Source organism: Paenibacillus sp. BIHB 4019 (assembly GCF_002741035.1).
GTDB lineage: Bacteria > Bacillota > Bacilli > Paenibacillales > Paenibacillaceae > Pristimantibacillus.
Map to the genome: position 1 here is coordinate 1,732,707 of NZ_CP016808.1, position 21,169 is coordinate 1,753,875.

The 21,169-nt window shown below is 50.3% G+C and carries 14 protein-coding genes; 1 reads left to right on the forward strand and 13 read right to left on the reverse strand.

Translation table 11 applies throughout. From position 1 onward, the window contains the following. Positions 1 to 15: 15 nt before the first annotated feature. Positions 16 to 3,291 (reverse strand): beta-galactosidase, encoded by a 3,276-nt coding sequence (locus BBD42_RS07275; protein ID WP_237163404.1) that lies wholly within the window; start codon positions 3,289 to 3,291, stop codon positions 16 to 18. A gap of 155 nt (positions 3,292 to 3,446) precedes the next feature. Between BBD42_RS07275 and BBD42_RS07280 the strand changes: the two genes are divergently transcribed. Further along, positions 3,447 to 4,487 (forward strand): LacI family DNA-binding transcriptional regulator, encoded by a 1,041-nt coding sequence (locus BBD42_RS07280; protein ID WP_099517648.1) that lies wholly within the window; start codon positions 3,447 to 3,449, stop codon positions 4,485 to 4,487. Between the two features lie 139 nt (positions 4,488 to 4,626). Here the strand turns inward: BBD42_RS07280 and BBD42_RS07285 are convergent, their stop codons facing one another. The 12 genes from BBD42_RS07285 to BBD42_RS07340 form a co-directional block, all read right to left on the reverse strand. Beyond that, positions 4,627 to 6,840, reverse strand: coding sequence for a helix-turn-helix domain-containing protein (locus BBD42_RS07285; RefSeq protein WP_099517649.1), 2,214 nt, complete (start codon positions 6,838 to 6,840; stop codon positions 4,627 to 4,629). Positions 6,841 to 6,994: 154 nt separating this feature from the next. Beyond that, positions 6,995 to 8,632, reverse strand: a complete 1,638-nt coding sequence (locus tag BBD42_RS07290) for a type 2 periplasmic-binding domain-containing protein (protein ID WP_099517650.1) — start codon at positions 8,630 to 8,632, stop codon at positions 6,995 to 6,997. Positions 8,633 to 8,779: 147 nt separating this feature from the next. After that, positions 8,780 to 9,679: a carbohydrate ABC transporter permease gene (locus tag BBD42_RS07295; RefSeq protein ID WP_099517651.1), complete on the reverse strand. Its 900-nt coding sequence runs from the start codon at positions 9,677 to 9,679 to the stop codon at positions 8,780 to 8,782. 18 nt (positions 9,680 to 9,697) lie between these two features. Further along, positions 9,698 to 10,627 carry an ABC transporter permease gene (locus tag BBD42_RS07300; protein WP_237163501.1) on the reverse strand — a complete coding sequence of 310 codons (930 nt, stop codon included), beginning with the start codon at positions 10,625 to 10,627 and terminating at the stop codon, positions 9,698 to 9,700. 397 nt (positions 10,628 to 11,024) lie between these two features. Then, on the reverse strand, positions 11,025 to 12,425 hold the full coding sequence (locus tag BBD42_RS07305) for an alpha-L-fucosidase (protein WP_099521503.1): 1,401 nt from the start codon (positions 12,423 to 12,425) through the stop codon (positions 11,025 to 11,027). Positions 12,426 to 12,484: 59 nt separating this feature from the next. Continuing rightward, positions 12,485 to 13,543 carry a Gfo/Idh/MocA family protein gene (locus tag BBD42_RS07310; RefSeq protein ID WP_099517653.1) on the reverse strand — a complete coding sequence of 353 codons (1,059 nt, stop codon included), beginning with the start codon at positions 13,541 to 13,543 and terminating at the stop codon, positions 12,485 to 12,487. 56 nt (positions 13,544 to 13,599) lie between these two features. Then, on the reverse strand, positions 13,600 to 14,466 hold the full coding sequence (locus BBD42_RS07315) for a sugar phosphate isomerase/epimerase family protein (protein ID WP_099517654.1): 867 nt from the start codon (positions 14,464 to 14,466) through the stop codon (positions 13,600 to 13,602). Between the two features lie 106 nt (positions 14,467 to 14,572). Beyond that, entirely contained in the window at positions 14,573 to 16,405 is a 1,833-nt protein-coding gene (locus BBD42_RS07320; protein ID WP_099517655.1) for a glycoside hydrolase family 35 protein, read from the reverse strand. Continuing rightward, positions 16,405 to 17,856 (reverse strand): alpha-L-fucosidase, encoded by a 1,452-nt coding sequence (locus tag BBD42_RS07325; RefSeq protein WP_099517656.1) that lies wholly within the window; start codon positions 17,854 to 17,856, stop codon positions 16,405 to 16,407. Before BBD42_RS07325 ends, BBD42_RS07320 begins: the two co-directional genes overlap by 1 nt. After that, a complete protein-coding gene (locus BBD42_RS07330) occupies positions 17,853 to 18,887 on the reverse strand; it encodes an asparaginase (RefSeq protein ID WP_237163405.1) in 1,035 nt (344 codons plus the stop codon). The genes BBD42_RS07325 and BBD42_RS07330 overlap by 4 nt, the downstream gene beginning before the upstream one ends. A 33-nt stretch (positions 18,888 to 18,920) precedes the next feature. Beyond that, positions 18,921 to 19,679, reverse strand: coding sequence for a copper homeostasis protein CutC (locus BBD42_RS07335; RefSeq protein ID WP_237163406.1), 759 nt, complete (start codon positions 19,677 to 19,679; stop codon positions 18,921 to 18,923). 506 nt (positions 19,680 to 20,185) lie between these two features. Beyond that, entirely contained in the window at positions 20,186 to 21,037 is an 852-nt protein-coding gene (locus tag BBD42_RS07340) for an Rpn family recombination-promoting nuclease/putative transposase (RefSeq protein WP_237163408.1), read from the reverse strand. Between the last annotated feature and the right edge of the window lie 132 nt (positions 21,038 to 21,169).

Below are 21,169 nucleotides of genomic sequence, written 5' to 3' on the forward strand. Positions count from 1 at the left end.
TCCTTCTGGGTTGATTTAGCGTTTGAAAGCTCTGATGCTCACTTGCTCGGGGCGATACACCGACATTAGCTGTCCTTCATGGTCGGCGGCGAACATGACCGTCCGTTCCTTTTCCAAAACAAACGCATACTGGGCGCCAGTCAACGGGTCCCGTATTTCCAGTTCCATATCACTGCTATATTCGGATACAAAAATATAAAGATTGCCTTCATCAAATTGCAGCTTCCGGCCATAAACGCCCGGAGCGTCGCCGCCGCTTAGCCATTCCAGCTCCATCTCGGTGCCGGAAGCACGCAGCGCCTCTTCATACAGCGCTTGCAGCGGCTCCCATCTGTCATTCAGCTCCAGCGGGAGCGGACACCAGATGAAGCTGCCTGCACCGAGTGCCATGCTGACCAGGCCTTGGCCAGCATGGTTGGCATTTCTGGTATTGCTATTATTACTGGCATTGTCGGCATTGTTGGCATTGCTGTTATTGCTGGCATTACTGGCGCTGTTTGCACTGCTGGAATTGCTAGAAGTGCTGCTACTGCTGCCAGACTGCGAGACCGGCCGATCGATAGCCAGCTGACCGATTTTGCGTCCGCCGAATGATACGCTTTGCCGCTTGCCGCCTAGCAGCAACGTTTCTTCACGGCGCACGTTGCCGGGCACCGTCTCGCCAATCTCAGCCCGCAGCCGCTCATTGGCAGTGCCCCAATAAGCGTCCAAGCGGAGCGGCCCCGTCCATAGCACGGTGCTGCCTTTCTTCGCCAGACTAACGAGCTGCTCAAACGCCTCGTCGCTAAAGTTATGGGCACTCGGCACGATAATGAGCTTAGCTGGCTGACGCACAAGCTCCTCCAGCTGGTATTCGCCCACGCCTCGAGGATGTATGTTCATGCCGAAGGTGAGCACCCTTACCGCTTGCGAGGTAGCCTCGAAAGCCAGCTTCCGGCTCGAAAAATCATTGGAATACGGATATACGACCGCAACGTCCTCCAATACCCGCCCCACAAACAGTCCGCCAATGTCCTGCATAAAACGGCCAAAATCGTACGTCACATCCGTTTCAGGTTTCTGGGTGCCATCAGCCCGAAGGGCCCCGATATTCGATTCATTCGCATTGTTCATAAAGGGATTAATATTCCATATCCATTGCACCGCTCCGGCGCCTCCAGTTGAGAAGGCGTAGGCATATTTTCGCTCCAAAATGCGATGCAGTTCTTCCTCCGAGCGTTTTGCCATGCCATCCGGGCGCTGAATATGCATAATGCCGGTTTCTTGGGCCAAGTTCGGCTTATCCAGCGTTTTGGCGAAAATTCCGTCCCACACCAGCTGATCCATCAGCCACCAGCTATGTACCGTCGTATAATCGACTACGGAACCGTAGAAAAAGGGAGAAGGACGCTGACCGCCCAGCGCCTCATCCTGCCCAACCGTCACAAGCTGGCGCGGATTGGAGCTGCGAATGGTGGAGGTTAGCTCCAGCGCCCAGCGATTGTGCATGTCCATAGTAAACAGCGAATAGTCCAGCCATGGCCCCCATTTTTTCGGCAAAAGCACGCTGTCAAAATGGGTATCGCCCGGGTCCGGCGGCATCGCCGCCTCAAAGGATGGCAGCTCTCCGGGAGTCATATTCCATCGTTCCTGAAGCCGGACAAGGTCGCCGCCGTGGCGCTCCTCCAGCCACTCGGAAAACGCTGCCCGCTCATAGCGGTCCGCAAGCGATCTAGGCCCCTCGAACACACGAGCCGGATCGAATAAAGAAGGCTCATTGATTAGATCCCAATGGACGTGCGCTGTGTCTTGATGGCGGGAGACGATGGAAGCGATAAACCGTTTTTGTGCCTCGACAGCCCGCGGGTCCAAATACGGATTAACTCCTTCCCACGCCTCGGGCGCAAACGAAAAGAAGGTAAAGGTGACCTCCAGCTCATGCCGCTTTGCCGTAAGCAGGAAAGCGTCGATAGCCCGCAGCACATCCTCGACGACATGCCCGTCGGCGAACATCATATTCCGGTAGCCCGTCCAAATGCCGGTCCGTATCAGATTGACTCCAGCCCTTCGCATCTCTGCCATATCCCGCTCCCAGCGGCTCACATTCGGCAAATGGAGAAACTTGCGCGACACGTCGGAAGCCATATACGTCATGCCGACGATAGGCAAAGGGCGTCCGCCGCGGAAGAAATAGTCTCTTCCGCAGGCAAGCAGCTCCCCGCTGCCCAGCAATTCCCTGTCCATTCCCCAATACGCCTGCTTCATAAGCCGGACTTCGCCTGCATCTGAGCGGACTTCACAGGTGATCGAGTGAAGGCCCGCCACTGCTGGTACTGGCACAGGAATGCGGAGCAGCTGCAAATCCCGACGCCGCGGCCCCGTCTCCGCTTGCAGCGTACTTTCCCAGACCGAGGTCTGACCTTCACGCTCTACCTTCAGCTTGAACGTCCAGTTTTGCTCCATTAAGCAGGTACGGGACAACGACTGCAATTGAAGCGTCAAAATAGGCTGCTCACCCGGCTCATAAGCGGCGTAATTGGGCTTCAGCCACAATTCTGTGACGCCGCGTCCAACATATGCAGCGAGCTCCTTAAGCAGCTCAGCACCCGCAATGCCCGCAGTATCCGCTGTTTCCGCTGTGTCAGCAGCACCCGCACCTTCCCAAAATGGCTGCCCCAGCGTCTGATTGATCAATATCCAGCGGCCTCCTGCAAAGCTCCCTTTCATGTTCTCCAGCAGAACGACTGGAGCCGCCCTTTCGCGTCCATCATGATCCACGCCAACAAGCAGCGGGTAAATAAAAGCATCCATTGGGCCACCCGAGCCCATCTCGGCGGGAATATCGCTTGATTTTGTCGCATGCAGCGTCAGTCCCCATGTCGGTTCAATGCCAAAAAGCGCTTCGCGCCCCAGGAGCAGCGGGAATTCGGCCGATGCAGCTGCCCGCACTACTTTCTGAACGGATGCTGGCAGTGCATCATGGATATTCATGAGCTGATGATATGCGGTCTGCTCCCGCTCCACTCTCCAGCCATCCCCCTCTTTCACAACTGGCCTGCGAAAAGGAGCACCGCCTGCATGAAGCAAGCCGCCTCCTCGATCCAGATGGGCTTTCACGCCGCTCCATGCGGATTTTGGAAAATACGGGCCGTGCAAATGTATAAGCGCTTCCCAATTGTCCTCTGCCAAACGATCGGATAGCGTATGTGCATCGGCGACTTCAGCCCATACGGAAAGCTTCTTCCTTGCTTCCTGCGAGGGACGCGCGCCCTCGTAAGGAAATGCTTCATCGTAAAACACTAGAATTTTCATGGGCCCTCCAAATGAATATTGTTATTTTTGTTAGGTTATTATATAATAACGTTATGATAAAGCCAGTCTATAACTTTTGCCAACAAACGTCAACGCTGTTATTTAGCGTGATTTTAGCATGACGTTTGTTAGTCCTATCACCTAAGGAGAACAACATGCCACGTAAAGTATCGATCCAAATGATCGCCGACCAGCTCGGCCTATCCAAATATGCGGTATCCCGCGCGCTTAGCGGGAAATCTGGTGTCAGCCAGGCCACACGCGAGCGGGTTTTAGAGTTTGCCAAGACGCTTGGCTACGGGCTTCCTTCCCAGAAGGCGCCTTCCCCCGCTCCCGACGCTGCCTCTTCCTTTGTCCTGATCTGCATGAATCCTTCCAACCGGGTCGATCCTTTTTATTGGCAGCGGGTGCTCGAAGGAATCATTTCCGGCTGCAGCGAGCGAGGGTGGCCTCATGTCATCGTCTCCCAGCCGGTCTCGTTCCCGGCTGTATCCGATTTATCGCCGCAGGAAATTATCGCGCCGCACTTGGACTGGAACAGCTGCCTCGGGCTCATCGTCATGGGCGCATATCCTTATGCGGCCCTTCAGCTTATGGCTCGTACAGGCAAGCCATTGGTGCTGCTCGACCATAATGAGCCTTTGCTTGATGTGGATTCGGTCAATCATGCGAATATAGAAGCGGGAATTCTTATTGCCCATCATCTGCTGGTCGCCCAGAAATGCAGAAGCCTTATTTTTCTTGGTGATGATGGCCGTTCTGCCAGCTTTGCCGAAAGACGAATCGGCGTACGGACCGCAATGGAGCGCTACGGCGGATCGAATACGAAGCTGCAGGAGTGGGAGCTGGCCTATGAAGAGAAGGAATGGCTCGCTGCTGCCGCAGAACGGTTTGCCCAGCTGGCACCGGAGCAGCGCCCGGATGCTTGGGTTTGCGCTAATGACGACATCGCCATGCAATGGATGCAGCAGCTGCAGAGGATGGGAGTAGCGGTTCCCCAGCAGACGCGTGTGTCGGGTATCGACAATGTAGAAGCAGCGGCTCACACCTCTCCTCGGCTCACTACCGTGAACCTCAGCAAGGAGGCGCTTGGCAGCCGTGCAATCGAAGCGCTATCGCGCCGCCTAGAACGTCCAGGAACGCCGATGGAGCGGCTGCATCTCAGCGCCACCTTAATTCCGCGAGACTCCGCTTAAGCAGCGTATTTCCGTATAAGCTTGAGCAGCGGCTTTCCCCCTATAAAAGACAAGCGGCGATCGTTTTTTTGTGTATTCACAATGAACGATCGCCGTTTATTATTTGCTAGGGCCGCCCGCGCCGCTCCCTGCCATCTGTTCATATCGCCTTGCGGTAATCGCTTGGCGCTACGCCTACTACATTTTTGAATGCCCGATTAAAGGAGTTGTAGTTGGTATAGCCCACTTCCTCGCTAATTTCCTGAATCGCCCTGTCCGTCTCCAGCATAAGCTGCTTCGCCCGTTCTATACGGTGGCTGATGAGCAAATCGACGAACTTCTCGCCAACTTCATCCTTGAACAGCTTGCTTAAATATTTCGGGTTAATATCAAACAGATCGCTTAAATAATTCAGCGAAAGCTCGGGGTTATTATAATTTTCCTCCACGTATTTGCGGATTTCCAAAATATGCGTCCGATGCTTCTTGCTGCAGCGCATCGCCTGCATCTGCTCCGCCAGCTCCCGAAACGTCTCCCAGCAAAGCAGCCGCAGATCATCCAGCACTTCCCATTCCTCCAGCCCGCGAAGGAGACGGTCGAACGAGGCCGACCACAGGTCCTGGTATTCACGCGGCAGCTCGGCGAATTCCCGATTATAATGCTGGAACAGCAGCTGCACCGTGTTCATCATTTCCTGACGGGACAATACGGAGGCGCTGATTTGATCAAACAAACGTTCAAAATGCTTTTCCCACGTTTCATCGGACAGCCGCATCGCTTGCACGAACAGAGAAATCGTCTTAAGAAACTCATATACATCATTTTTGGAATCCGGCACTTCCCCGCACGAGATTACCCGGTTCATGCCCAGCACCGCTTTATAGCCCAGAGCATGGAAAGCTTCCTTGAGCGAAGCTCTCAAGCCTCGCAGATCACTCGCAACTCCTCCCGTTCCAATCGTAACGGTAAAGTTCAAATACTGCCCAACCTTCTCCAAATAGCCGGACAGCACCTTGCGCTCAATTTGTTCAGACAACGCCGTTTCGGAAAGCCAAAGAATCGCATGCAGCCGGCGCTCTGAAATCCATTCCGCCCATACGTCCGCCCCTTCCTGCTGGGCACTTTCTTGCAGCACAGTGGAAAGGACGAACTTGAGCAGCGTCTGGTCATGCTGATGATAATCGGCGGCAAATTGCGGATAACGGTCAATTTCCACAACCATGACCATCCATCTGCTATCCAGCTCCGGAAGCTTAAACTTCGCTATTTCAGCCTGCAGTTCGCTGTCGGTGAAACGGCGCGTTCCTTCAAGCAGCTCCTGAAAAAAATATTTCTTTTGCAAAATTAGATTTTCTTCGTATTTTTCTTGATATTGCTTCGTTTGATCGATCATCCGCTCAAGCGTATTTTGAATAAACCGGAACTCATTTTCTTTCGCGGAGCTCGTACCCGGTTGTTTTTGCGAGGCGACTGTCTGAATTAGCGTCACAATTTGCTGGATAGGCTTGTAGTTTCTCCGAGTGACGTAAACGACCCAGATGACGCCAATTAGAACAACTGCGATCGCGAAAGCAAACCATATATTATAAAATTGCAGCGCAAATTTAACGACTTTTCCGTTATTAATACCCGTCTCTACCTTCCAACCGCTGTAGCTGGACGTAAAGGTTGAGAAAACCTCGCCAGAGGCAGGCTTAGCGCCCGTGCCTTGAGCCGTCTGCTCATCCCACAAATTCCCGCCAGAGCTGCTGATCACATTGACGAAGGTGTATTCGGGATCATACATTTGCATAATCGACTTCCGCAGCGTTTGCAAATCCACATTGACGACCACAAGGCCCGTTCCGCCCTCCATGCCGCGCACAAGCGTTACGACCTGCTGCGCCGATTGCGAAGGAAGAGCTTTGAAATTTCTGAAATCGACCCATTTTCGCGTCGGGTTGCTGCGGCTTTCTTCTATAAAAGAGGCGTCCGGAAACTCCTCAATCGGTACCGCCTTCCCGTTGCTGAATACGATATCGTCCTTGTAGCGGACCAAATAGATGGAATCGATCAATGGGAAATTGATTTTCAGCTCATCAATAACGTCAAGAACCTGAATGCCCGCGTACACATCATTGGTGCCAGCAGCCGTATAATAATTTTTCAAATCCGGATTCGTCAAAATTTCCCGCAGCACTTTAAAATCAATTGAGCGCAGCGAATTGTCCAAATACTGCATCACTTGGGACGCCAGAAATTCATTGGCCTTTAAAGCCTCCTTGCGATTTTGCTCATTGAACAGCTGAAAGAAAATAATAAACAATATCGTCGTCACAATAAAAAAGACTGGCAAATAGGACAGCAGCAAACGCCTAAACCAATTGTTGTTCATCTCCGAGGTCCCCCCTCACTTTTTATACACGTGACAACAACCTTCAAAATCTTCATTTATTATATAGGATGAAACGGGACCGTCATAGGAGAAGACCGCTCCGAGTCATGTCTGACAACAAGGAGCAGCCCCGAGAATAAACGTTTATGCTGTTTTATTTTTTCTCAATCGCACGCTGGTAGATCGCCAAATAATTGCTCAGGCCCAGTCCATTGAAGCCATTGACATAGCTGTCCCAATCCTTCTCAATGCTCTTGTTGCCCAGTATGAATTGCGCCATATTCGTCTGCACATAATCTTTCACGGCGGTTGTCAGCTGAGCAGCTGCTTCCGTATCCTCTGGACGAATAAAGACGTTCGATGGATACACTTCCTTCGGCGCATAAGGCGCATACACATTCGTCGCCTGTGCCAGACGAGTGCCGTAGCCTTCGGACACTAGAGGGTCCTGCCCTTCTACGAACAAGTTGCGGAACGTATTGGACAAATCATGTGCGCCAATTTGCGACCAGCTTTCGTTAACGACGACGTTCGGATCACGCTCAGGCAGGTTGTAGTAGCTGTACTTGGCAGGCTCGCCATTAATATTTTTCTCATCAGCACCTGCCATTTGCCAGCCCTTGCCCTCCGTCGGGCCGTACTCCGCATAAAGCGCGCCTTCTTCGCTGAACATGTAATCGATAATTTCAATCGCGGCGATTTGCTGCGCTTCCGAAGCTTTATTCGTAATCGCAAACTCGAATTCGCCTACGCTTTGCGTAGCGCCTGTCGTTTGCACACCATCCGGCCCCTTGAGCGGAGGCACGATATCCCAGTGCTGATGGCGCGTAATCGTCTTATCATACGTATTGACCAGGTAGCTTACGAGCGCAGTCGTAATGGAACCAACCACTTCGTCGCCTTCCCTGTTGCCTAGCTGTCCTACCGCTTGATCATTCTGTGTAAAAGCAGCCGGGTCGATCAGGCCTTCCGAATACAGCTTGTGCATATATTCCAGACCCTTCTTCCAGCCCTCTTGATTAGCAGCAAAATCAACCTTGCCGTCATTAACGATTAAATATTTGTCGTTGTCGTTATAGATGAAGCTATTCATTAAATAAGCGTCAATATTCCCGTTCCACACATATTTGTTGGGAGCACCTGTAAGCGGAATTTCATCGGCTTTGCCATTGCCGTTAGGATCTTTTTCTTTAAAAGCTTTAAGAACCGTGTACAGCTCATCGGTCGTGGTCGGCATTTCTAGCCCAACCTTGTCGAGCCAATCGGTATTGATCCAATATTTTTGCGCATACGTACAGTGGTAGCACTCATTAAAAATAGGCAGGGCATAAATGTTGCCATCCGGAGCCGTAATCGCCTCTTTGAAATACGGTTTTTCTTCCATAATCTTTGTCAGATTCGGAGCATGCTTCGCAATTAAATCGTTCAGCCCAAGGAAGATCCCTTGGCTACCGTACGTTTGAAGGTCTGAGGTTGTAAACTTGCCGTGGAGGAATACTTCGGGATAATCGCCGCTGGCCAGCAGCAGCTGTCTGCGATCCTGGAGCGCGTCAGTTGGAGCGAGGTCCCATTTCAGCTTCACGTCAAACTTGTTTTCAATGAATTTCGTGAACTCGTTATCTTCCATAGGCGCTTTGCCTTGTGGAGCAAAAAAAGTCATCGTTACAGGCCCTGTGCTCTCTCCGCTGCCGCCACTGCTCTGTGTATTATTGCTGGATGCGGAGCTGCAAGCCGACAGTACGGCTACCGTAGTAAAAACAAGCAACAACATCGAAATCCAAGATTTTTTCAAACCAGACTCCTCCTTTTAATGAACGCCATTTAAATGATTGTTACTGCACTATTTTGTGACTGCCCTATATGGAACCCTGTCCCGGAAGCCCGCCAGACCTTCGCCCCCTTCCACAAAAGCTTCCGGATGGTAGTTATGGCAAATGCCCTACCCTTTCAAGGAACCAACCATAACCCCTTTGACGAAATGGCGTTGCACGAATGGATACATAATCAAAATCGGGATGCTCGCTACAACAATCAAGGCGTATTTGAGCACCTGCTCGAACCCTTGATCGCGGAGCTGCTGGCTCGTATTGGCGAGCATCGCCGGATCGGCCGCATTCAGAATGAGCAAATTGCGCAGCACGTATTGCAGCGGGAACAAGTTTTCAGAGCGCAAATAAATGAGGGCATCAAAGTAAGCATTCCAATGGCCTACCGCATACATGAGCGTCATAACCGCCAAAATCGGCTTCGACAAGGGCAGCACAACGCTGACTAAATAACGAATGTCCTTGCAGCCATCGACCTCAGCGGCCTCCCGCAACTCATCCGGAATGGACGATTGGAAAAAGGTTCGGGCGACGATCACTTGAAATACCGCCAGCGCCCCCGGCAGCCACATCGCCCAGCGGGTATCGAGCAGGTGAAGATCCTTCATCAGCAAGTACGTCGGAATCAGGCCGCCATCGAAAAACATCGTAATCATCATGAAAATAATGATGGCGCCGCGGCCATAGAATGTCCGGCGGGATAACGGATACGCCAGCATCACCGTCAGGATGACATTGATCGCCGTACCGACTACCGTGTAGATGATCGTATTATAAAAACCCATCATCAGCTGCGTGCTTTTAAAAATCGAGACATACGCCTTAATGTTGAAATCGATCGGCAGCAGCCATATTTGCCCGGCTGTAACCGCCCGGGAGGAGCTGAAGGAGGAACTGACGATATAGAGCAGCGGGTATGCGACGACGATCAGCACCAGCACGAGAAACAAATAATTGATGCCCATAAAGACACGGTCGCTGAGCGGGTCTTTAATTCGATTCCGATTAAACATAGATGGCTTCCTCCTCCTTTACCATAAGCTGTTCTTGCTGACTTTCCGGGAAACTGCATTGACCAAAATAAGCAAAATCAGGTTGATGATTGAATTAAACAATCCAACTGCCGAGGAAAAGCTGAAATTCGCTCCAATTAATCCGACCTTGTATACATAGGTGGAAATGACCTCCGAAGCGCTCGTATTCAGCGGATTTTGCATTAAATAAATTTTCTCAAAGCCGACGCCCATAATGCTGCCAAGATTCAAAATCAGCAGGATGACGGTGACGGGGATGAGGCTCGGAATGTCGATATGCCATATTTTTTTGAGCCGGGAGGCCCCATCCATTCGGGCTGCTTCATAGAGCGAGGGGTCAACCCCAGCAAGCGCAGCAATATAAATAATTGAAGAATAGCCCATCCCCTGCCATACACCCGACCATACATAAATCGATTTAAAATATTCCGGTATGCCCATAAAGTTGGTCATGGTCATGCCAAGGAAGGTAAACAGCCGGTCAACGACCCCGACATGCGGCGACAGCATCAAAATAATAATCGATACCATAACGACCGTCGAAATAAAATGCGGGGCGTAGGTGACCATCTGCACCGTCTTTTTGAAATAGCCCGTTCGCAGCTCATTGAGCGCCAAAGCCAGCAGGATCGGAATCGGAAAACCCGCAATCAGCGTATAGAGGCTGATGCCAATCGTATTTTTAAGCAGCAGCCAGAAGTTTGGAGAGTTAAAGAAGGTTTCAAAATGTTTAAGCCCTACCCAGGGACTTCCCCAAATGCCCTGAACGACGCTGTAGTTTTTGAAGGCAATTTGCACGCCAGCCATCGGCATGTACTTGAAGATCAATAAATACAGCACCGGAGGAAGCACCAATAAATACAGCTGCCAATGCCTTTTCAGACTTTTAAGGAAGGGGTGCTCTATTTTGCGCCCGCTCTGGCTCATGCTTTTTGGGGGCTTCGTTCGCGCTGGTATCGTACCCGAGTTCTGACTCATCTGCATCATTCCCTCTATATTTTAATGTAATAATACCTAACGCAAATATCGTTATGCAGCTTGTTTTTTCGATGAAACTTCTTCATCGCGTTATTCGTGTAAACTATTCTATCAGGTAGCGCTTTCTTGCATTGATCGTACCTTGAGTCGGGCCAATTGTGCAATTTGCATTTTTCTCACACCTCTCCATATTCCAGAAACCCTTGTAAAATCAAGGAAAAACGGTGCTTTCCTCTCTTTTTTCGCCAGTGGATAACGGAGAGGCTAGGCAGAAGGGGATGAGGACGCCACGCAAAAAAAATCCCGAGGGACACGGATTCTCCCCCGGGATTTCGAATGACGCTTATTACGATGTTAACAATCGGAACGTTTGTGTGATGGGCGCCTGCTCGGTAATGGACGCTTGCGGCAGCTTTACAGCCACTCCAGCTTCCGTTCGGGTAAACGCAACGTCCCCTTGATCATCCGCTCCAACAAGCTCAATTCGCTCCACATGGCCTGAGTATGGAATGACGAGCTGTTGATCGACCGCCTCATTTTCATTTGCGTATAGGCGGAAAGCATACGTTACATTATCCTTGCAAGTAAATGCCCAATCTCCTGTAAAATAAGGACCGCAAATCCGCGTTCCGTAAATGCCCTCGCCATGTACATTCAACCAAGCGCCAAGCTCCTTGATGCTCTTAACCGCACCTGCCGGCAGGCGGCCATCCGGCTGCGGCCCTACATTCAGCGCTAAATTCCCACCCTTGGCTACAACCTCCAGCAAAATATGGGCAAGCTGCCTAGCCGTCTTATACTTATCATCGAAGGCATACGCAAAGGAGTTGCCAATCGTAATGCAGCTTTCCCATGGAATATTCATCGGCTGCTCTGGAATCGTCTGCTCTGGCGTTACAATGTTCTCATAAGGCCCGCCAACCGTACGATCGGCAGCTAGAAGCCATGGCTGCGTCTTGCGCGCCCGCTCCACAACCTCGCCCAGGCGGATATCCTGCCCCTTCCGGCCTTCCCGCACCCAGCCTGCATCGAGCCAGAGACATTCAATTCGGCCGTATTTCGTCAGCAGCTCCATAATCTGCTCATGCGTAAACTCTACGAACTTCTCCCAAAGCCAAGGATACTGCTCGGGATCATAGGAAGGCCCGCGCCACATATGATGTCCACGCTCCATGCCCGGTGCCCAGTAATAAGGCGTATGCCAGTCCGCTTTGGAAAAATAAGCCGAGATGCCCAGCCCCCGCGCCCGGAAAGCATCAAACAGCGTACGGCAAATGTCAGCGTATTTATGCTTATGAAATGGCGTGTCCGCTCCCGTAATGCGATAATCCGTCGTATGCGTGTCCCACATGCAGAAGCCGTCATGATGCTTCGTCGTGAACAGAAAATATTTAAAGCCGTTGTCGGCGGCTAAATCCGCCCACACCTCCGGCTGAAAGCGAATCGGGTTGAACGTTTTATTCAGATCGAAGTATTCGCGCTTGAAGTGCTCCATGTCGTCGGTCCAATCCACATCATGGCGGGACCAATCTCCGTCGTCATCGCTTAGCGCCCAGGATTCCACCAGCCCCAGCTGTGAATAAGGCCCCCAATGCATCATTAGGCCAAGCTTCTGGTCCTTGAACCATTCCAACCGCTCATTCAGCAGCGGCTCCTCGGGCCTCACCCATTCTTCCTCTTTGCTGAAATGGTGGACGCCAGCCTCAACGACGTCCGTTTCCTGCTCATGCTCTTGTTCCAGTTCCATTTTCAGTTCCTGATCCAGCAAAATATCCTTTGGTTCGCTCCCACTCATCGCCATCGCTCCTAAAATTGAATTTCGCGTCCTTGACGAGCCGACTCGTAGATCGCACAAAGAATCTTCATCACTTCAACGCCGTCTTCTACCGGGCTCAACGTATCCTTGCGTCCTAATGCGCTGTCGATAAAATGGTTGATTTCATTGCTGAAGGAGCCCATGAAATCAAAGGATTTGAAATCCACCTGCGGCGTCATATTCAGGATCGTATCGAATTTTTCGCCGATTATTGAAATTTCCGGTTCAAGCTCCGCGCCGCCCTTGTCTCCGTAAAGCTTGACGGAGATTTCGTCCTGCTTGGCATGCAGCGTGAAGCTGACGTCTACCAGCAAGCTCGCGCCATTTTCAAACCGAATCATCGCATTAGCCATATCCTCTACCGTATTTTCCTTCGCATCGTAGTCAGCGGCTTTATAGAACGACAGATTGCGGATGTTGGAACGGTTTCCTAATCGATTGGAAAGGTTGGCCGATACCGACTTGACCTTGGGCTTGCCCATCAAATACCAGCAAATATCAATTATATGCACACCCAGATCAATGACTGGGCCGCCACCGGAGCGCTCGATATCCGAGAACCAGCCGCCAGGGTTGCCAAGCCGTCTTAAGCAGGAGGCTTTGGCATAATAGATTTCGCCGAGCTCGCCCTCTTCAATGAATTTTTTCAGAATTTGGGCATTGTCGCTATAGCGCCGCACAAACCCTACTTGCAGGAGCTTGCCGCTACGATGCACCGCCTTCTCCACTTCGAGCGCTTCCTCGACGGTTTGGCAGAGCGGCTTTTCGCATAATACGTTTTTACCCGCATCTAGGGCAGCAATGCTAATTTCGGCATGGGAATTGTTCCATGTACAAATGCTGATCGAATGGATTTCAGGCAGTGCCAATAGCTCTTTGTAATCAGTGAACACTTTAGTCGCGTTATATTTTTTCGCCATTTCCTGCGCCCGGCCTTCGTTCAAGTCGCAGATGGCGTAGATTTCAACTTCTGGATTGCTGGCATACGCCTGCAAATGGCAATCGGATATAGAGCCCGCGCCGATGACGGCAACTTTTAATTTGGACATTTTCTTCCCTCCATGATCTGCTTATTAGCCTATTCATTTGCTTATGAGTTAGATGGTTACGCTTCTTGCCAGAAGCGGCGTACGTTGTCCATGGCTATTTTGGAAGCGGTTCTGCAATCCTCCATGCCTTCAAATTCAACGGAAATATACCCGTCATAGCCGGACTGCTTCAGCACGCGGAATACTTCGAACATATCAATATCTCCATGCCCCACAATTGCCCCGCGCAAATAATTGCCGTTCGCGGTCTGAAACCAGCCTGCTCCCGGATTGCGGTAGGAGGGTCTAAGGTAAAAATCCTTGGCATGGACCATGGAGGCATAAGGAATATTATTTTTCACAGCGCTGACAGCATCTTCGTCCACACAGAGGAAATTTCCGATGTCCAGCGTTGTTTTGAAATTATCCCGCGCTGTTTCATGCAGCAAACGCCGAATTCGCTCGCTGGATTGCACATAATAGCCGTGGTTTTCCACACTCGTTGTAATACCGAAGCCTGCTGCATAATCAGCAATGGTACGGCATGCCTCTACTAGAAGGGGCAGATCCGCTTCAAACTGGGCTACGCTTCCCTCATGTGCGGGGCGGAAGGCAACGTCATGGCGCATTTTGGTGACGCCAAGCGCCCTCGCTACATCAACATGCTTCTTGACAGCTTGAATTTCGCTCTCTAGTGCTTCGGGGCTGTCATGCGCAACAAAATTGGCTCCGATAGCATAGTTGGAAATGTCGATGCCCACTTCCTTGGCCGTCTGTACAATTTGATCAACCAGCTCCGGATTGTCGATCAGGCTGTATCCAATAGGAACGATTTCTACATGTTCCCCGCCTTGCTCGGCGATAAAGCGAATCGCATCCGGTACGGTCATTTCTTTTTTATCCAAAGCTTGCTGAAGACTGTATGTGCTGAGTCCTACCTTCATCTCTTCCCTCATCCTCTCCCGCATGTTTGTATCCTCACACCAACGTATACCCTTTTCCCGGGCATTTCACAATTCGCAATAATCGTCTACTATTCTATTTTCCAGTCTAGCCGCCCAAATCCGGGGTATCTACAAACGTTACGCTCCGATTGGCCGTTCCATGCAGCTCGAATAGAACAATGGCATTTTCACCCTGGCGTAAAAGCGGTGCTGGCACATACAGCGTTTGCTGCGGCCCTTTGTCCCAATACCTCCCTAAATTGAATCCATTAATGAAGGCAACGCCCTTCGTCCAGCCCTCCAGCCGCAGGAATGTATCCTGCAAATCGTCTGCCTGAAAAGTCCCACGGTAAAAAGCAGGGGAAGCCTGCGCAGCGGCAGTGCTGTTACTGGTATTAGTGCTGGTACTAGCGTTGTCACTAGAGCTGGAATTAGTGCTAGCGAAGGCATCGGTGATCTCAGCCGCAAATTGCAAAGGCGACAAATCATCAAGCGGCAGACAATGAATCGTCCAGTCATATAAAAATTGAAAGCCAAAGCGGACGCCCTCCGTAATGCCCTTCGGGTCTCTAAGATATGGCCCATAATTGATCCGCCCCATATTTTCAACGAGAATCGCAATTTCAGCCCCTTCTGCCGGCACCTCGAATGACACCGTCTGCTCCTGATTGCCGCGTTCCAGCACGCCTGCCAGCTTTCCATCCACAAATACTAGCGCACGATCACGCACCTCCTGCACGACAAGCTCCTGTTTCTCCCGCGGCCCCGATATCGTTGTCTGGTATAAAATGAAGCCATAATCCTGGCCCAGCTTCTCCATCGGTTCAGGATTCGTTCGGCGAATCGGAGCAGACAGCCGATCTATTTGCGAGAACAAGGCTGCCTGCTCCGCCATTGCCACCTGGCCGTATGCCCTTCTGCCAATAGGCTCTGGCAGCTTGAGCTCCCCAAGCTTCATATAGCGGTCGATGACAGCCCGCACCGTATAAAATTTATCTGTCAGATCACCCGATTCGCTTAAGAGCGAATCATAATCATAGCTCGTAATCGTCGGCTCGTATTGATCCTTCTGCTGGCAGTTCGCGCCATTATAAAAACCGAAGTTCGTTCCGCCATGGAACATGTAGAAGTTGACCGAACCCTTCTCCTCCAGCATTTCCTCGAATACGCTCGCCACATCGCCTGCATCTCTAGTATGGTGCTGCTCTCCCCAATGATCGAACCAGCCAATCCAATATTCCATGCACATGACAGGCTGATCTGCCTGATATTCACGCAACTTCGAAAAGGCCCCCTTCACGCCGGAGCCAAAATTCACACTAGAAAGCTGTCCCGGCACCGATCCGCCTTGCAGCATAGAGTCAGTCGGCCCATCAGAGGTGAACAGCAATACATTCATCCCGCGGCGAACCATAGCTTGGCGCAAATATTCCAAATAGCTGGCGTCGTTGCCATAGCTTCCGTATTCATTTTCAATTTGCAGCGCAATAATTGGCCCGCCGTTTGTACATAGGAGCGGCTGTAATTTGGGCAGCAGCACATCGTAATAAGCGTCTACCCGCTCCAGAAATTTCTCGTTATAGCAGCGAAGCTTAACCTCGTCATCCGCCAGCAGCCATGCAGGCAAACCGCCAAACTCCCATTCCGCGCAAATGAAGGGGCTTGCTCGCACAATTACGAGCAAACCCATCTCCCCTGCTGTCTGAATAAAGCGCTCTAAATCCGCCATGCCATCAAAACGGAACTTCCCTGGCTTGGGCTCATGAAAATTCCACGGCACATAGGTTTCTACGGTATTGAAGCCGCAAGCTTTCAGCTTTTGCAGCCGATCGCTCCAATATTCGGGGACGATTCTAAAATAATGCAGAGCTCCTGATAAAAGCTGTATCGGTTTTTCGTCATAAAAAAACTGAGATTGCCTGCATTCAAAAATCGCCATTAAACAGCCTCCCCTTGATTGCTCAAATGAACACCCAGCCCAGACAAAGTAGGACACCATCTCGATTCTTGCACGGTGAGACGAATTTTCCTCGCGGTTACCGGTTCGAAGCAGCAAATGCGCTTATAGCCAACAACCGTTCCTTCATATAAAAGCTTCCAGTCTTCCCCATCAAGGTATTCCACCTGAAAACGTTCAATTCGTTGTCCCGTCTTAATATGCTCCTTGAGCACAATTCGGTCAAAGCGCTGCTCTTCCTGCAAATCCAGCTCAATCCAAGCTTGCTCCGTCCCTTCGCGAGGACACCAGAACGCATCCGAATCATCGTTCAACAGCTGCGATGCCGCGTGATTGTCGTCCTTGGTTTCCGATGCTCGTATTTCCACCTGCTCTTGTGCTGCCAAATTATGCGCAAAGGTGCTGCGCAAAGCATCGCCCAGCTGCTGTAAGCGCTCTATATCATGCTCATGAACAAGACCGCGCTTATCCGGCGGAAGATTCAGCAGGAAGGTCGCATTCCCGCCAACGGCGCCATTATAAATGCCCAGAAGCTCTTCCAGCGATTTCACCTGATCATCCTCAGCTTCATGATAAAACCAGCCGGGACGAATCGATGTATTCACTTCCGCTGGGTACCAGATTAATTCGTCGTACTGTTTAACGATCTCTCTGCTGCCTAGATCACTTTCCTGCGAATTAATTCGGGTCGCAAACTCGCGATCATCCGCTTGCTGCGATTGCTCTTGAATTTTTTCATTATCCTGCAGATGGGCCGGGACGACGCTCCATTCCGAAGCCCTTGTATGCCCTGCTTCATTGCCGCACCAGCGCACATCAGGGCCGCAAACGGAAATAACAGCATTGGGCTGCAGCTCGCGAATGACCGCATAATAGCCGTCCCAATCATACACCTGCCTTTTGCCATTAGGCCCTTCCCCGCATGCACCGTCAAACCACACGCAAAAAATATCTCCATAATTCGTCAACAGCTCTCTGAGCTGATTTTTGAAAAATTCATTATAACGCTCCGAATCTCCATAGGAGGCTTCATGCCGGTCCCATGGCGACAAATAGACACCGAACTGGATTCCTCCCTTTCGGCATGCCTCGGCTACTTCCCGCACTAAATCGCCGGAGCCCTTTTTCCAAGGACTTGCCGCTACCGTATGATCCGTATACTTGCTAGGCCATAGGCAGAAACCGTCGTGATGCTTGCAGGTTAAAATTAGCCCCCTCATCCCAGCGGATTTGCAAGCCTCTACCCATTGATCAGCATTAAGCTCCGTCGGGTCAAAAATGACCGGGTCCTCATTGCCGAGGCCCCATTCCTGATCCGTAAAGGTGTTTACCGTAAAATGAATAAACGCATAAAACTCCAGTGACTGCCATTTAAGCTGACGTTCTGATGGCGACACGCTTGCCGCCGATTTTACCCATTGCGCTTGGTTCATTGGGACCGCCTACCTCTCTCGACTCGATTCAGTTGAAATACCGCTTTATTGACGCCTACTAGAAGGCCGCTGTCGTTTTTAAGCTCCCGCGACGCAAGCTGGTACATGAAGTCAATTGTAACGCGATTGCTATAATTTATCTGCTCCAAAATGGATGCAATAATGAGCGCCCACTCCTCCTCAGAGCCGTCCAGCACCTTCAAAGCGAACGCTACTCGTTCCTTGCGAAGCGCGAACCCATAGATGCCTTTGGCACCGCCCTTCGCCACGATATTGTCATCCTTTAACAGATTGGAGCATATGAACCAAGGGGCCGAAACCATATTATGATTTTCATTCATCAGCCTCCCCACTTGCCCAGCTGCCTCTCGCGTTCGCTGATCCTCCAGCAAATCCGGGCAAGCAAGCTTTAGGAACATGGCCGCTATTTGCCGCAGAGGCAGCGCAAACACCGGAAAACCGCAGCCATCCGTGCCCAGCTGGATTTCTTCTTTTTTTGCCCCTGAGAATTCAGCGATTGTCTGTAAAATCTCTCTTTGCGCAGGGTGCTCCGGGTCCGCATATCCCTCTAGTGGATATCCCTTTGCTTGGCATAACGCGAGCACGCCTAAATGCTTGCCTGAGCAATTGTGATACAGACGACGCGGCGGCTGGCTATGGAGCAGGAGCGCATCACGGGCCTGCATGCTTAAAGGATACGTTTCGGAGCAAATTAGACAACGTTCCTCTATTCCTATTTTGGAAAGCATCGCTTCCAGCGCTTCTACCTGATAAGGCTCAGCGCGGTGCGAGGCTGTCATCAGTGTTTTTTCTGGATCCGTCAAGCTGTAAATATCAGGAACGCCATGCATAAAGGCAGGAATTGCCTGAAAAGGCTTGGCCGCAGAGCGCATGTAGGTCACCCATTCCGGGTCGCCTACACTATAAATGACCTCGCCCTGATCATCAATTCCGCATATATGACCATGATGAATATTTTCAAGCGTGCCGCCTCTATATTCCTCTACCAAATGTGGTGCCATAATCTGCATAACCGGGCCACCTCTTGTTCTATGATTAGGGGATTAAAAGTTGTGAAGCACTTTTGCTGCGTCAACAAGGTGCTGCTTTGCTTTTGCTACTAAATTAGTGTCAACAGGAGAGTAAAAGCTGCTCTCGCGGCGCACTCCTGAGCCAAAATGCAATTCCGTAACGCTCGTATGCAGGACGAAAGGATGGATTTTATCTATAATCAACCCAGCTCCAGCCATAACTGAAACGTTGCGTTCCCCACCTCGTGTGGATAGTTCCTTTAATTCGTTCGCTGCCTCTAAAGCGGTGCTCTTGCCACCCGATGTGAGTATCCTTTCAATCTGGGGAAACGCGCTTATGGCGTCTAACGTTCGGGCCAGGCTAGCACTCTCATCAATCGCCCGGTGAAAAGTAACGCCTAACCGTTGAGCTTCAGCCAAGCATTCCTGCAGCAGCGCTAGATCCGCTTCGCCCTTATCGGTCAAAGCGCCTATAACGATGCCGGATGCTCCCAACTCGCGAGCTATATGAATATCTTTTTTCATCGCCTTCCTGTCGCCGTCATTGTAGCAGAACGATCGGCTATGCGGACGGATCATGACGTACACTGGAATCGAAACACTGGAAACTACTTGCTCGATAATACCGAAGCTAGGCGTGAGCCCGCCTTCCGACATCGCGCAAACCAGCTCAATGCGATCTGCACCACCCGCTTCTGCCGCTCTCGCGTCAGCCTCATCCACTGCAATTACTTCTAACAAAGGCCGCCTATCCATCATTAAACCACCGCCTTTCTTTGTCACACTGGTCATTCACTTCAGTCGCCTTGGTCAAGCTCTATGCAAAGCCAGCTTCCAAAAAGCGATTCGATCCCTTTCCCACGTATACGTGACATATAATTCATCGCTCCACGAGAGGAAATTATCCATCAATGCCACTATTGTTATTAAGCAGTGACGTTGGATAGGTTGGTACCGGCTCTTTCGGAACTGTCCATGCAACACCTTTAGCGCACTAAAATTAGTGATAGCTGTTTAACGCAAAACACTTATTGTTTTGTTATTTTTGTTATGTAAAATTAAATAATCGTTATGTACCATCAGTCTAATAGGTTACACTGTAAACGTCAATTAGAAGTCATTAATTGTTTGAGGAACCCGTTTTAAATTCGCGGGAGGCCTTATCTTCTTATTCCCCTTTTTATATGCTCGGGCAAATACAAATAGTGCGCACCCAAAAGGATGCGCACGTCATTTTTCATGTTGAATTAGACTCAAAATCTTAAACTAGGGAAACAGCCTTCAAGAACAATCTTTATTTACTTTTTTAGATTTGCAATCTCCTGCTCCGTTAAACCCGTAGCTTTGGATATCGTTGCTATATCTAAATTAAGGCTTAGCATATTCTCCGCTACTTCTCTTATACCTGCCTCCATGCCTGCCTTCATGCCTGCCTTCATGCCTGCTTTCATCGCACTTTCCATCATGGATGCTTCATCATGCAAGTACTTCTGTCTGGCTTCGTATAATCGTCTGGCTTCTGAATCCTGGCTCAAATATTGCAGCGTATCCATGGCCTTCTCCAACCCCGGCTCATTCATTTTCAGCACCTCCCATTGTGATGTATGGGCCCCTTTCAAAAACAGCAGCCAATTAATCAACCCGCCCTCTGATGGAATGATACGCTCACTCAGCTTTGGCAGCTCTAAGAAATGAACCTCAATATCATCTATTAAGGCTATCCCTGTCTTATCTTCACGCAGATGAAACACATTATGGTATTGATCATTCTTCAGGAACGAATAGTTTAAAATATTGATCGTCACGCATTTCTTAAGCTCCGGATATTTATCGCCCTCACTGAGTTGACTCGCATACCGTTTGCTCCAATAAAACAGGGTTCGTTTCTCTATGTCATACTTATTGAAAAGCTGCATCTCAATATCTATCAGTTTGCCTTCCGAGGTCTTGGCATAAACATCAAAAATGGACTGTTTATCGAGTGGATCGTCTTTATCCGTATACGGGTTCATAAGAATAATCTCAGTCAGCGGAGTTTCTCCAGCTTCAATAAAAATACTGTTCAAAAAAGCTAACAACACATCTTTATTGTTTTCACTTCCAAATATCCGTTTGAATACAAAATCCACACGCGGGTCCAACAAATCCATCGGCATCAGCTCCATTCGTTATTATTATATCATTTTTCCGTTTATTTGAACCTCGCAAAAAGGTGTAGAACAGCTCTTACACGCTGCCTCATCAAGTATGGCAGTTCCAAGTAGGCTGCGCACCTCTTGCCG

Bases quoted from the DNA above. Each gene is read 5' to 3' on its own strand.
- BBD42_RS07275 (WP_237163404.1), bottom strand. From the start codon at position 3,291: ATGAAAATTCTAGTGTTTTACGATGAAGCATTTCCTTACGAGGGCGCG.
- BBD42_RS07280 (WP_099517648.1), top strand. From the start codon at position 3,447: ATGCCACGTAAAGTATCGATCCAAATGATCGCCGACCAGCTCGGCCTA.
- BBD42_RS07285 (WP_099517649.1), bottom strand. From the start codon at position 6,840: ATGAACAACAATTGGTTTAGGCGTTTGCTGCTGTCCTATTTGCCAGTC.
- BBD42_RS07295 (WP_099517651.1), bottom strand. From the start codon at position 9,679: ATGTTTAATCGGAATCGAATTAAAGACCCGCTCAGCGACCGTGTCTTT.
- BBD42_RS07300 (WP_237163501.1), bottom strand. From the start codon at position 10,627: ATGAGCCAGAGCGGGCGCAAAATAGAGCACCCCTTCCTTAAAAGTCTG.
- BBD42_RS07305 (WP_099521503.1), bottom strand. From the start codon at position 12,425: ATGGAACTGGAACAAGAGCATGAGCAGGAAACGGACGTCGTTGAGGCT.
- BBD42_RS07310 (WP_099517653.1), bottom strand. From the start codon at position 13,543: ATGTCCAAATTAAAAGTTGCCGTCATCGGCGCGGGCTCTATATCCGAT.
- BBD42_RS07315 (WP_099517654.1), bottom strand. From the start codon at position 14,466: ATGAAGGTAGGACTCAGCACATACAGTCTTCAGCAAGCTTTGGATAAA.
- BBD42_RS07320 (WP_099517655.1), bottom strand. From the start codon at position 16,405: ATGGCGATTTTTGAATGCAGGCAATCTCAGTTTTTTTATGACGAAAAA.
- BBD42_RS07325 (WP_099517656.1), bottom strand. From the start codon at position 17,856: ATGAACCAAGCGCAATGGGTAAAATCGGCGGCAAGCGTGTCGCCATCA.
- BBD42_RS07330 (WP_237163405.1), bottom strand. From the start codon at position 18,887: ATGCAGATTATGGCACCACATTTGGTAGAGGAATATAGAGGCGGCACG.
- BBD42_RS07335 (WP_237163406.1), bottom strand. From the start codon at position 19,679: ATGACCAGTGTGACAAAGAAAGGCGGTGGTTTAATGATGGATAGGCGG.
- BBD42_RS07340 (WP_237163408.1), bottom strand. From the start codon at position 21,037: ATGGATTTGTTGGACCCGCGTGTGGATTTTGTATTCAAACGGATATTT.